This window comes from Martinezella lusitana, from assembly GCF_014207095.1.
In the GTDB taxonomy this organism is placed as follows: domain Bacteria; phylum Pseudomonadota; class Alphaproteobacteria; order Rhizobiales; family Rhizobiaceae; genus Rhizobium; species Rhizobium lusitanum_B.
In genome coordinates, this window is record NZ_JACHBG010000001.1 from 885,306 (window position 1) to 897,621 (window position 12,316).

At 59.9% G+C, this 12,316-nt stretch carries 11 protein-coding genes; 9 read left to right on the forward strand and 2 right to left on the reverse strand.

Going from position 1 to position 12,316, the window contains the following annotated elements; translation table 11 throughout:
* The first annotated feature begins 238 nt into the window (after window positions 1-238).
* Complete coding sequence (gene exoR, locus GGD46_RS04315; protein WP_184702086.1) at window positions 239-1,042, forward strand: exopolysaccharide production regulator ExoR; 804 nt, start codon at window positions 239-241, stop codon at window positions 1,040-1,042.
* Window positions 1,043-1,113: 71 nt separating this feature from the next.
* Here exoR and xth read toward each other — a convergent pair whose 3' ends face one another.
* Together xth and erpA are read right to left on the reverse strand one after the other, a co-directional pair.
* The gene (gene xth, locus GGD46_RS04320; protein ID WP_184702088.1) at window positions 1,114-1,905 is read right to left on the reverse strand and encodes an exodeoxyribonuclease III; all 792 of its coding nucleotides are present in this window, start codon (window positions 1,903-1,905) and stop codon (window positions 1,114-1,116) included.
* 127 nt (window positions 1,906-2,032) lie between these two features.
* The gene (gene erpA / locus GGD46_RS04325; RefSeq protein WP_184702090.1) at window positions 2,033-2,365 is read right to left on the reverse strand and encodes an iron-sulfur cluster insertion protein ErpA; all 333 of its coding nucleotides are present in this window, start codon (window positions 2,363-2,365) and stop codon (window positions 2,033-2,035) included.
* A 303-nt stretch (window positions 2,366-2,668) separates the two neighbouring features.
* Here erpA and GGD46_RS04330 point away from each other — a divergent pair, with 303 nt between their 5' ends.
* The 8 genes from GGD46_RS04330 (at window position 2,669) to GGD46_RS04365 (ending at window position 12,295) form a co-directional block, all read left to right on the forward strand.
* Window positions 2,669-3,886, forward strand: a complete 1,218-nt coding sequence (locus GGD46_RS04330; protein ID WP_184702092.1) for a deoxyguanosinetriphosphate triphosphohydrolase — start codon at window positions 2,669-2,671, stop codon at window positions 3,884-3,886.
* A 54-nt stretch (window positions 3,887-3,940) separates the two neighbouring features.
* Entirely contained in the window at window positions 3,941-5,701 is a 1,761-nt protein-coding gene (argS, locus tag GGD46_RS04335; protein ID WP_184702093.1) for an arginine--tRNA ligase, read from the forward strand.
* Between the two features lie 62 nt (window positions 5,702-5,763).
* Entirely contained in the window at window positions 5,764-8,472 is a 2,709-nt protein-coding gene (locus GGD46_RS04340) for an SPOR domain-containing protein (protein WP_184702095.1), read from the forward strand.
* A 134-nt stretch (window positions 8,473-8,606) separates the two neighbouring features.
* Window positions 8,607-9,107: a GNAT family N-acetyltransferase gene (locus GGD46_RS04345; RefSeq protein WP_184702097.1), complete on the forward strand. Its 501-nt coding sequence runs from the start codon at window positions 8,607-8,609 to the stop codon at window positions 9,105-9,107.
* Between the two features lie 119 nt (window positions 9,108-9,226).
* On the forward strand, window positions 9,227-10,240 hold the full coding sequence (gene nagZ / locus GGD46_RS04350) for a beta-N-acetylhexosaminidase (protein WP_184702099.1): 1,014 nt from the start codon (window positions 9,227-9,229) through the stop codon (window positions 10,238-10,240).
* A gap of 23 nt (window positions 10,241-10,263) precedes the next feature.
* On the forward strand, window positions 10,264-11,109 hold the full coding sequence (locus GGD46_RS04355) for a ScpA family protein (RefSeq protein WP_184702101.1): 846 nt from the start codon (window positions 10,264-10,266) through the stop codon (window positions 11,107-11,109).
* 15 nt (window positions 11,110-11,124) lie between these two features.
* Window positions 11,125-11,847, forward strand: a complete 723-nt coding sequence (scpB, locus tag GGD46_RS04360; RefSeq protein ID WP_184702103.1) for an SMC-Scp complex subunit ScpB — start codon at window positions 11,125-11,127, stop codon at window positions 11,845-11,847.
* Window positions 11,848-12,082: 235 nt separating this feature from the next.
* A complete protein-coding gene (locus GGD46_RS04365) occupies window positions 12,083-12,295 on the forward strand; it encodes a twin-arginine translocase TatA/TatE family subunit (RefSeq protein ID WP_184702105.1) in 213 nt (70 codons plus the stop codon).
* Window positions 12,296-12,316 lie beyond the last annotated feature (21 nt).

A 12,316-nucleotide genomic window follows, 5' to 3' on the forward strand; every position in this document is an offset into this window, starting at 1 on the left:
GCTCATGAGAGCGTCGGTTCGGTGGTGAGATATGATATCGGCCGCTCGAATGCTGGTTTGGACACAATTGCAAGCTATGCTCGCAATTGTGGCAAACGGCTTCGGTTGAGTGTCACAGGAAGCCTCCTTTCCGGGAGCGCTTCGGTCTCGTGCGCCATCAGGGAAAACATTCGTGAAACCGACGGCGGCGATGCAAGTGCCGTTATGGGTCCGAATGGAGCGAAAGAAATCGACTGTTATGTTTAAGTCCGAGTTCATATCAGCGAGAGTCATGATGCTCAGCCTGTCCCTTGCCACAGCGGTGGTGCTGACAGGTCAAGCCCGGGCATTCGATATCAATGCTGGCGTCTCCAAGGAATCAGGCCCGTTCGACCTCTTCAAATTCGGCTTCAAGGCCTACAAGAACGGGCAAAAGGAAGAAGCGGTAGAGGCATACCGCTACGCGGCCGAAAAAGGCCATACAGGCTCGCGCTGGGCTCTTGCCAATATGTATGCCGATGGCGACGGCGTCAGACAGAACGATTTCGAAGCCTTCAAGATCTATAGCGAGATCGCGCAGCAGGGCGTGGAGCCGGGCTCTGAGGATACCGGTTTTTTCATCAATGCGCTGCTTGCTCTTGCAGGCTATTACAAGACCGGTATTGCCAACAGCCCGGTGAAGGTCGATCTCGGCCAGGCTCGCCAGCTTTATTTCCAGGTCGCGTCGACCTTCGGCGTTCCGGAGGCACAGTTCCAGCTCGCGCAGATGATGCTGTCGGGCGAGGGCGGCTCTCCCAATGTCCAGCAGGCGAAGAAGTGGCTGAACCAGGCGCGCAAGAGCGGCCATCCTGGGGCTATGGCCGTCTTCGGCAATCTTCTTTTCCAGGAAGGACAGTCGATTCGCGGATTGGCCTTCATGACGGCGGCGCTCGACAAGTGTAAGCCGAAGGATTGCGGCTGGATGGAAGACATCCAGGAGCAGGCTTTCTCTGTCGCCAACGAGAATGACCGCCGTGTCGCGGTCTCGATGGCGCATCAGCTTGACGTTGCAGGCTCCGACTGAACTGACATGAGCTGCTCGCGCAGCACAGTGGCCGTAAATAGTGCCGAGCCCGAACCTGTCAGATTTGAGGTCTAGTTGCCGAAACTAAGATGCGCGATGACGGGCACATGGTCCGAAGGCTTTTCCCAGGCGCGCACATGCTTTTCGATTGCCGTTGTCGTTAGGCGATCGGCAGCTTCCGGCGACAGCATCAGATGATCGATGCGGATGCCATTGTTCTTCGGCCATGCCCCGGCCTGATAATCCCAGAATGAGTAGAGCTTGACGGCATCGGTCGTTGCTCGCACCGCATCGGTGAAGCCGAGATGTTCGAGCTGACGGAAGGCCTGACGCGTTTGCGGCAGGAACAGTGCATCGTTTTCCCAAACCTTCGGATCGAAGCAATCATGCGGCTCGGGGATGACGTTGTAGTCGCCGGCAAGCACAAGAGGCTCCTCCAATGCAAGGCGATCAACCGCGAATTTCCGCAGTCGCTCCATCCAGGCGAGCTTGTAGGGGTATTTTTCCGTATCGACCGGATTGCCATTCGGCAGGTAGAGGCAGCAGATGCGCAGCGCGCCATGCCCTTCGATTGAAAACACCGCTTCCATGAAGCGAGCCTGCTCATCGCCGTCGTCACCCGGCAGGCCGCGCGTCACTTCGTCCGGCTTGGTCTTGGAGAGAATCGCAACGCCGTTGAAGCCCTTCTGCCCATGCGTCTCGACATGATAGCCGAGCGCTTCGATCTCCAGCCGCGGAAAGCCTTCGTCGACCGTTTTGATTTCCTGCAGGCAAACGATGTCCGGGCTCGAATCCTTCAGCCACTGGCAGAGGTTCTCGATACGCGCTTTGACACCGTTGATGTTCCAGGTGGCGATTTTCATGGGCGGCCCATCCTTTGCTTCGCCCCGTTGTATCCGCAGCGCATCGACTTGACTACAGCCCATATGAGAACCGGCCCGGAGCGAAGGCTCCGAGCCGGTGATCAAACTGTGGAAAAAGGGCTGGGGGTCAGATGGCGAAACTCGTGCCGCAGCCGCAGCTTGCGACCGCGTTCGGATTCTTGATCTGAAAGGACTGGCCAAGAAGGTTGTCGACGAAATCGATCTCGGAACCGGCCATGTAGACCAGGGAGAGCTGGTCGATCAAAACAGTCGCGTCGCCTTTTTCTACGACGATATCGTCATCCTCCGGGCCATCGACCAAGTCGAACTTATAGGAAAAGCCGGAACAGCCGCCGCCTTCGACAGCAACGCGCAACGCGTGCTTTCCGGCCTCTGCGCCGACGATGGCGGCGATTCGCTTTGCCGCAGCATCGGATAGGGTAACACTTGTCTCAGTCATATTTCCTCCTGCCGGGGTCAAGATCCGGAGAGAACCAATGGGCCGCCTAGCTTTCAAACGGCTGATATCGATAGCCTTTATCATGAAAGCTAGGCCGGTGACAGCTTTGGTTTGGTTGTTGAGCCCCACACCATTTTGCTGTTTTCTTGTCTATAGGTATGAAGGCCGCAGAGCGGCGTCAATGGCTGGGATGTTCGAGATTCGGCTGTTTGCCCGGATTGGCGGCAACCCGAGCGATCGATTGCAATGGAGTGGCTGTCGCGCCGAGGAGGTGCGGAAGCCAAATGCCGGAATGGATTGAAAATGACAATTGATACGCATGCATTGGGTTTCGGATATGGCGAAAAGGCGGTCTATGCGACGGATCCTTGGGCGTCGCGAGGAAGGCTCTATGAGGAGGGCGGCAGCCCGACACGCTCCGAATTTCAGCGCGATCGCGATCGGATCGTCCACACCACCGCTTTCCGCCGGCTGAAGCATAAGACGCAGGTATTCATCGCCCAGGATGGCGATCACTACCGTACCCGGTTGACGCATACGATCGAGGTGGCGCAGATCGCCCGTGCCTTGGCCCGTGCCTTGAAGCTGGATGAGGATCTGGCGGAAGGCGTGGCGCTGGTGCACGATTTCGGCCACACGCCCTTCGGTCACACCGGCGAGGATGCGCTGCATGAAGTGTTGCTGCCCTATGGCGGCTTCGATCACAATGCCCAGTCTCTGCGCATCGTCACCAAGCTCGAGCGTCGCTATGCCGATTTCGACGGGCTCAATCTGACCTGGGAGACGCTCGAAGGCCTGGTCAAGCACAATGGCCCGTTGATGACGCCAGACGGCAAGGGCATCCGTGGACCGGTGCCGCAGCCTATTCTCGATTACTGTGAAATCCACGATCTGGAAATCGCCTCTTATGCCAGTCTCGAAGCGCAGGTTGCGGCGATCGCCGATGACATCGCCTACAATACGCATGATATCGATGATGGCTTGCGGTCCGGCTACCTCACCTTCGACATGCTGGAAGAAGTGCCGTTTCTCTCTGGGTTAATGGCGGAGGTGAGGGAACGCTACCCGCATCTGGAGGCCAGCCGTTTCACCCATGAAATCATGCGCCGGCAGATCACCCGCATGGTCGAGGACGTCATCGCTGTTTCGCAGCAGGCACTTGCCGAAATCAAGCCGGGGAATGTTGCCGACATCCGCGCCGCCGGGCGCGTCACCGCGACCTTCTCGCCCGCGATGGCCGAAACCGACAAGCAGATCAAACAGATGTTGTTCAAGCGCATCTATCGTCACCCGGACATCATGCGCATCCGCGCCGGTGCCGCGCAGATCGTCACGGATCTGTTCCAGGCCTATATGGACAACCCCAAGGAGATGCAGAGCCACTACTGGGTCGACCATATCGCCGGGCTTGCCGTTGCGGCCAAGGCACGGCATGTGGGCGACTATCTGGCCGGTATGACGGACACTTACGCCATTAGCGCCCACAAGCGGCTGTTTGACCAGACTCCCGATTTGCGGTAGGCAGCGCGGCGTTGGGCCGACACCGGCCCGCCCAAGCTATGCGTGGATCAGAACATGAACCTTTTCACCGATTTCGAAGTAAGAATTAAGAGCGCTCTCGAACAAATTGATATTGTAAGAGAAAAGCGATCGGAACTTGATTTCGGGCGCGTTGGCGTGGAGCCACCGCGAGATGCCAGTCACGGCGATGTCGCCACCAACGCGGCCATGGTTCTGTCCAAGCCGCTGGGAATGAACCCGCGTGCGCTTGCCGAAATTATCGTCGCCAAGCTGAAGGAGGACGCCGACGTCGCCGAGATTTCGGTCGCCGGTCCGGGCTTTATCAATATCCGCCTTGCGGTCGGCTACTGGCAGCGCCTGCTGTCGACGATGATCTCCGAGGGCGAGAAATTCGGACGTTCCGCTCTCGGCGACGGCCAGAAGGTCAACGTCGAATATGTATCGGCCAATCCAACCGGTCCGATGCATGTCGGCCATTGCCGTGGCGCCGTTGTCGGCGATGCGCTGGCGAACCTGCTCGCCTTTGCCGGCTATGCGGTCACCAAGGAATATTACATCAACGATGCCGGCTCGCAGATCGACGTGTTGGCACGGTCGGTCTTCATTCGCTATCGCGAAGCGCTCGGCGAGCAGGTCGGCGAAATTCCGGCAGGCCTTTATCCGGGCGACTATCTGGTTCCGGTCGGCGAAGCGCTTGCCAAGGAGTTCGGCACCAAGCTGCGCGGCATGCCGGAGGATCAATGGCTCCCGATCATCAAGGAACGGGCGATCGACGCGATGATGGCGATGATCCGCGAGGATCTGGAAGCCTTGAACGTTCACCATGACGTCTTCTTTTCCGAACGCACGCTGCACGCCAACGGCGCAGCCCTGATCCGGACTGCGATCAACGACCTGACCTTCAAGGGCTATGTCTACAAGGGCGCGCTGCCGCCGCCGAAGGGGCAGTTGCCGGAGGATTGGGAGGATCGCGAACAGACGCTCTTCCGCTCGACGGAAGTTGGCGACGATATCGATCGTCCGCTGATCAAGTCGGACGGCTCCTATACCTATTTCGCCGCCGACGTCGCCTACTTCAAGAACAAGTTCGACCGTGGTTTCAACGAGATGATCTATATTCTCGGTGCGGACCATGGCGGCTACGTCAAGCGGCTCGAGGCCGTGGCGCGCGGCGTGTCGGACGGGGAGGCAAAGCTGACCGTGCTGCTCTGCCAGCTCGTCAAGCTCTTCCGCGACGGCGAACCCGTAAAGATGTCCAAGCGTTCAGGCGATTTCGTCACCCTGCGTGAGGTTGTCGATGAAGTCGGCCGCGATTCGGTCCGCTTCATGATGCTGTACCGGAAGAGTTCCGAACCGCTGGATTTCGATTTTGCGAAGGTGACCGAGCAGTCCAAGGACAATCCGGTCTTCTACGTGCAATATGCGCATGCCCGCTGCATGTCGGTCTTCCGCCAGGCCAAGGAAGCGTTCCCGGATCTCGATATCGCCTCACTCGATCTCTCAAAGGCGGTCATAGGCACGATCTCCGACCCGGCGGAGCTACAGCTGATCGCCAAGGTTGCGGAGTTCCCGCGAATCATCGAAGCTGCGGCACAGTCGCAGGAGCCGCATCGCATCGCGTTTTACCTTTATGATCTGGCTAGTTCCTTCCATGGACACTGGAATAAAGGTAAAGATTTACCTGAATTACGATTTGTTAACGATAAGAACCGAGAATTGAGCATTGCCAGACTTGGGCTGGTGTACGCTGTCGCGTCGGTTTTGAAGTCGGGTCTCGGTATAACCGGGACCGCAGCGCCGGATGAAATGCGATAAACGTCACCATTTACCCACATTGCACTGGCATTTAACTGTAGCGTTTGCGAGTGGAACGGGTGATGGCAGAAAAACAGTTGGCGTATCGCGCAAGCGGAAACGACGGGTTCTTTGCGGAGGATGATCCGCTCGCGGAACTTGCCCGAATCGTGGGTTTCGAGCCGCGCCCCGCTGCTCAGGCGGCTCCTGCTTCTCAGCGTCAGGAGCCCGCCTTCAATCTCGAAGACGAGCTTCTTCGCGAGTTCGAGCGTTACGATACGCCTCGCATGAATCCGGCAAATGACACCTCGGCTCCGTCGGCCCAGGTTGCTCCGGTCGATCCTGTTCCGGCCCCGGCTTCGCGGCCTGCCGAACCGGTACGGGCCGAGCCCACCTTCGAAGAGATGCCGCAGCCAGCGGCTCCGGCAAGGCCGATTATGGGCGCCCGCGATCTGATCGAAGAGCTGGAGATGTCGATTGCTCCGGCGTTGCAGCAGGTTTCTCAGTTGGAGCCAAAGGCTGCGCCGATCCAGCCGCCCGCATCGCCGGTCGCCAAGATACCCCAGTCTGCAGCCGCCACGGTCCGGCTGCCTCTCGCCAATTTCACGCTGGCATCTGCCCAGACGCAGCGCGAACAGCCGGCGCCGGCTGCGGTTTCCCCGGTTGCTCCGCCGCAAAGCGCTACTCCCGTCGACGCGATGCTCGACGAGATGGCTATCGATTTCGGGTCGCCTCAGGCAGCCGAGCCCGCATACCAGCCGCAGGCGGCAATCGCGCCCCAGCCTGCTCCTGCCGTTGCCCGGATGCCGGAGCCGCCGAAGTCGGCGCAGGTCGATGCCGCAGCTCTTTCGGCTGAGATCGATGCCCTGTTGGCGGATGTTGATCGTTATCCGGTTCCGGCGAAGTCGAATGCGGCCGTCACGAAAAACGAGCCTGCTTTCGGGAACTTCGGTGTAACCGCCACCGAATATCCGGCCGCGCCGGTAGCGCCCGCGCCGCGCCATGAAGATCCTAAGCCGATCACCTTCGGCGTCGAGGATCCGTTCGCAGATCAGGATTTTGAATTCGATCTGGCCGATATCGAAATGGAGCTCGCCGAGCTTGACTTCGCAGAGGCTGAGAAGCCGGCTTCCCGGCAGCCGACCCAGGCTGCTCCGTTCGTCGAGCCGCTGGTCTCCCGTGCCGCACCGACGCTCTCTGCTCCGGCAATTGCCGCAGTTACGCCACAGCCGGTTCCAGTAGCGCCCGTCGCCGCACCCGTGTCGCAGCATGCAGCGCCTGTCTTTGAAGCCGATCAGGCTCTGCCCTTCGACCCGACGGAGATTTCCGAGACGGAAGAGCGGGTTGAAACTTTCGAGGGTTCGCACGTTCCGCATCTGCCCGCGATCGAGCCGGAAGAACCGATCGCCGTTCCGCCCGAGTATGATTTCGACATCGATTCGGAGATGGCGAGCCTTCTCGGCGCGCCCGCAAAGGAAACCGCACCCGAGCCATTCAAGCCTGCCGCTGCTGCAGCGCTGGGTGTCGGCGTCGCGGCGGCTGCTTCCTGGTCGAAGAACACAGCCGCCCAGCCGGCTGCAGCGGTCGCCAAACAGCCGATCGAAGAGTTCGATGAATTCGAGCGTGCGCTGGAAGAGGATTTCCGCCGCAGCTATCGCGAAGCATCCACTCCGGTCGAGAACGTCGCCCGTATGACGCTGAACCCGGCAGCGGGAAGCCGTCGCACGGGCCGTTCCGTGCGTGGCATGGTGACGGCTGCTGCCGTTATCGTCGCGCTCGGTGCAGGCGGCTACGGTGCCTATAGCTGGGTGCGCCATGGCGCGCCGATCTCCAATTTCTCCGGCGAGCCGCGCGTCATCACTGCCGATGCGGATCCGGTGAAGGTGGCTCCGGAAAATCCGGGCGGCACGGTTGTCCCGAATCAGGACAAGGCCGTTTATGACCGTGTGGCTGGTGACAGCACTGCTGCGCCGAAGCAGAAGGAACTGGTTTCCTCCAATGAGCAGCCCGTCGATGTCGTTCAGAAGACGCTAATCCCCGAATCCATCTCTCCCGACGATGGTAGCGGAGATCAGGTAACGCCGACTGCCGTTGGCGAGACCTCGGACCCGCGTCTGTTGCCGAACCAAAATGGCGGCAATGCCAATGTTGCCGCCAATGGCGACGATCAGGTTCCCGCCGTGTCGCCGCGCAAGGTGCGGACGATGATCGTGAAGCCGGACGGTTCGCTGGTTCCGCGTGACGAACCTGCGCTTGCTCCGGCGACGGCTGCCAAGACGGCGCCTGCTGCAACGAACAATCAGGTTGCTTCGACTGGTGCACGTCCGGCGGCAGCCAATACCCAGCCTGCAGCACAGCCCGACAATGGCGACGCAGCAAGCGCCGAAAGCACGCCGATCCGCGTCGTCAAGACCAATCCGGTTCCGACGGCTCGCCCTGAAACCGCCAAGGCAAGCACCGCTGCTCCGGCACCGGATGCCCAGCCGAAGCCTCAGCAGCCGAAGCAGGTTGCAGCGGCGGCTCCGGTCGCGACCGCTGCGGCGAGCGGTGGCGCCTACGGGGTGCAGATCGCATCCCTGCCGACCGAAGCCGATGCGCAGAAGTCGCAGGCGAACCTCAAGGTCAAGTTTGCCAACATCATCGGCAACCATCCGCTTGAGATCCGCAAGGCCGACATCGCAGGCAAGGGCACCTACTACCGTGTCCGCGTCGTTGCCGGCACGAAGGATGAAGCTGCGGCGATTTGTGAGCGTTACCGTGCCGCTGGCGGCACCTGCCTGATCTCGAAGTAAAGAGCTGGGCTGGCAGCGCGGCCCAAAGTCGAACGAAACAATCCGCTCGCAGCGATCAGGCTGCGGGCGGATTTGCTTTTGTGGGATCTTTGCCCGCATATCCGGGCGTGGAATGCCCGATAAAGAGGCCGGACATGCATCTATCGACCCAGCGCACGATCCTCAGGCCTTTTGCGCCCGGCGACGCGCCGGATATCTTTGCTTGCATGTCGCCGGCAATCACGCGCTTCATGGCCTGGGAGCCGCCATCCACGCCGGGCGATTTCGAAAAGGTCTGGCGAGCATGGCTGGATGCGGCACGGGATGGAACGGAGTTTCATTTCGTTGCCCGTTCTTGCAATGACAATCGCTTCCTCGGCATCGTCGGTGTGCATGCAGCCCGCTCCGATACGCCTGAGCTCGGGATTTGGCTCCGCAGCGATGTGCATGGAAAAGGTCTTGGCCGCGAATTGATCGGCGCGGTGATCGGATGGGCAAGCGGATCGCTCCCCGTCCGTCACTTCGAATATCCGGTCGCCGAAGAGAATGTCGCCAGCAGGCGTATCGCCGAAACATATGGCGGCGAGGTGAGGGCACGCAGAAGCGATCCCAAATATCAATCTGTCGTCTATCATATCCCGCCGCGGCGGACGTAAGCCCGCCTCGGGGGCAGGCCACGGCTCTTGAACCCGCAATATCAGGCCGATAACGCTGTTTTTGTGTATCTTGCTTGACCTCACTCGCGTTTCGCGTCGCCAGTCTCTATGATTCGGGGATGACCGAATCGAAATCCATGATCCTTGGCTGTAGCGGCCATGCCATCACACCCGAAGAACGCTCCTTCTATCAGGCAGAGCAACCTTGGGGTTTCATCCTGTTTGGACGCAATATCTCCGAGCCGGCGCAGATCGCCGACCTCGTTGCGTCCTTGCGCGATAGCGTTGGCCGCGATGCGCCTGTTTTCATCGATCAGGAAGGCGGCAGGGTGCAGCGCATCCGCCCGCCGATCATTCAGCATTACCCCTCCGGGCAGGCTTTGGGCGACATCTATCGTCAGGACCGCGAGCGCGGACTGCGCGCCGCTTGGCTGATGTCGCGGCTGCACGCTTTCGATTTGCTGAAATTCGGCATCAATGTCGATTGCCTGCCGGTGTTGGATGTTCCGGTGGAGGGGTCAAGCAATGTCATCGGCAATCGGGCCTATGGCTCCGATCCGGTGACGGTGACGGAGATGGGCCGCGCGGCGGCCGAAGGCTTGAAAGCCGGTGGTGTGCTGCCCGTCATGAAGCATATGCCTGGCCACGGCCGTGGTTTTGCCGATTCGCATCACGAACTGCCCGTGGTTTCCGTGCCGCGTGCGGAGCTTGAGGCTCATGATTTTGCCCCGTTCGTCGCGTTGAAGGACGAATTGATGGCGATGACGTGCCATGTGGTCTTCACCGACATCGATCCGAGCAACCCTGCCACAACGTCGCGCAAGGTGGTCGAAGAGATTATCCGTGGCTATATCGGCTTCGATGGGCTGCTTCTGTCCGACGATACCTCGATGAATGCCTTGAAGGGCACGATCGGCGAGCGCGCTGCGAATATCATTGCTGGCGGATGCGATATCGTGCTGCATTGCAATGGCGTTATGGACGAGATGCAGCAGGTAGTTCGCAATGTTCCTGCGCTGGCGGGTGCATCGCTGGCAAGAGCTAAGGCGGTCGAAGCGGCGTTCGGCAAGAATGATGGGTCTGACGAAGCTGCCGTTCGCGCAGAATTCGATGCGATGTTTGCAGTGGCGTGAACCGGACTCGGAGGAGCTGACGGGTGAACAAGGTAGGCGGCACGGAAAAGCCTCAGCAGGCGGCAACGCCGATGGACAGGATCTGGCAGGAGGGCGAGACGCAGCGCGGCTCGCACGAGCCGGCTCTGGTCGTAGATATCGCCGGCTTCGAAGGGCCGCTTGACCTGTTGCTGCATCTCGCCCGCACGCAGAAGGTCGATCTATCCAGAATTTCGGTGCTCGCGCTTGCCGAGCAGTATCTTTCCTTCGTCGATGATGCCCGGCGCATTCGCATCGAACTTGCCGCTGACTATCTCGTGATGGCCGCATGGCTTGCCTATCTGAAATCCAAGCTGCTTATTCCGCAGCAAAGCAAGGAAGAAGGCCCGACCGGCGAGGAAATGGCGGCAACGCTCGCTTTCCGCCTGAAGCGCCTTGAAGCGATGCGCGATGCGGCAGCGAACCTCGTCAACCGCAATCGACTGGGTCGCGATATCTTCGTCCGCGGCGCGCCCGAGCATATTCCGGATCGGCGCCAGTCCGCCTTCGATGCCAGCCTTTACGACTTGCTCACCGCCTATGCGAGCCTGCGGCAGCGACACGCGATCACGCAGGTGACGATCGAGAAACGCCGCGTCTGGTCGCTGGCCGATGCCCGCGTGATCCTGGACCGGATGATCGGCGAAATCACCGATTGGACGGCTTTGGAACATTATTTGCTGCGCTATATGACAAGCTCAAGCGATCGCGTTACGGCCATAGCCAGCGCTTTTGCTGCGTCGCTCGAACTCGTTCGCGAAGGCCAGATGGAAATTCGCCAGGAAGGCGCATTTCAGCCGCTCTACATGCGGCGCGGTCCGAAACATTCCTCGCTTGAAGCTGCGGAATAGGGCGGGGATACGAGCGTGACCGAGCCGCATGACGATCAGCACGACAACGAGCACGAGGCCGCGGTCTCGGAGGCTGACGATCGCCGCGCCAGCGAGGCTGAGCGCATCGCCGAAGCTCTAGTTTTCGCGTCAGCACAGCCCGTTTCCGAGGCGTTCATCGCTGAACGTGTCGCGAAGGACATCGATGTTGCTGCTATCATGCGGAAACTCAAGGCGGATTATGCCATGCGCGGCGTCAATCTCGTGCAGATCGATGGTGCCTGGGCCTTTCGAACGGCGGCCGATCTCTCATTTGTGATCCGGCGTGATGAAAGCGAAGTTCGGAAGCTCTCGCGTGCCGCGCTGGAAGTTCTGGCCATCATCGCCTATCACCAGCCGGTGACGCGTGCCGAAATCGAAGACATCAGAGGCGTGCAGACCTCCAAGGGCACGCTCGATGTGCTGATGGAGTCAGGCTGGGTTCGTTTCCGTGGCCGCCGTCGTACGCCCGGCCGACCGGTCACGCTTGGCACCACAAGGGATTTTCTCGATCATTTTGGCCTGGAAGAACTCCGCGATCTGCCGGGAATCGAGGAATTGAAGGGGGCAGGGCTGCTGTCTGGCCGCATTCCGGCCAACTTCAGCATACCGTCACCCTTGATGAGCGACGAGCTCACGGAAGACGAAGATCCGATCACGCAGATGGATCTGGAAGAACTGGGCCTGCTGCCGCCCAGCGGCGAATCCTCAGGCGACTGAGCCTCTTCGCGCATCGTCATCGCAATATTGGCCGCTCCTTTCAAAAGATGGCGGCAGGTCTCTCTTTTGCCATCAGTAGATGCGAATATGAAACCACCCTCCCGACCTGGAGACGCGCGCTCGCTGCTCGCGACGTTTGTCATCCCCATCTGCGTGGATGCAGCGCATTTTGTTGTTTGAAAAACAAACGTAAACGTCTTACATCGTGAGGACATTGAAATCGGGAGTTATCGCAATGGGTTCTCTAAGCATATGGCACTGGCTCATCGTCCTGGCCATCGCGCTTTTGTTGTTCGGCCGTGGAAAGATCCCGGAGCTGATGGGTGACGTCGCCAAGGGCATCAAGAGCTTCAAAAAGGGCATGAGCGACGAGGACGAAACCTCTGCGCAGACGACGTCAACGTCGACGTCCCGCACTGTCGAGCACAAGGCTGACGAAACGAAGTAAACATGTCGGGCAAGCGGAGGC

Coding starts and splice junctions, on each gene's coding strand:
- argS (WP_184702093.1), top strand. CDS start 3,941: ATGAACCTTTTCACCGATTTCGAAGTAAGAATTAAGAGCGCTCTCGAA.
- nagZ (WP_184702099.1), top strand. CDS start 9,227: ATGACCGAATCGAAATCCATGATCCTTGGCTGTAGCGGCCATGCCATC.
- exoR (WP_184702086.1), top strand. CDS start 239: ATGTTTAAGTCCGAGTTCATATCAGCGAGAGTCATGATGCTCAGCCTG.
- erpA (WP_184702090.1), bottom strand. CDS start 2,365: ATGACTGAGACAAGTGTTACCCTATCCGATGCTGCGGCAAAGCGAATC.
- GGD46_RS04330 (WP_184702092.1), top strand. CDS start 2,669: ATGACAATTGATACGCATGCATTGGGTTTCGGATATGGCGAAAAGGCG.
- GGD46_RS04345 (WP_184702097.1), top strand. CDS start 8,607: ATGCATCTATCGACCCAGCGCACGATCCTCAGGCCTTTTGCGCCCGGC.
- GGD46_RS04365 (WP_184702105.1), top strand. CDS start 12,083: ATGGGTTCTCTAAGCATATGGCACTGGCTCATCGTCCTGGCCATCGCG.
- GGD46_RS04340 (WP_184702095.1), top strand. CDS start 5,764: ATGGCAGAAAAACAGTTGGCGTATCGCGCAAGCGGAAACGACGGGTTC.
- xth (WP_184702088.1), bottom strand. CDS start 1,905: ATGAAAATCGCCACCTGGAACATCAACGGTGTCAAAGCGCGTATCGAG.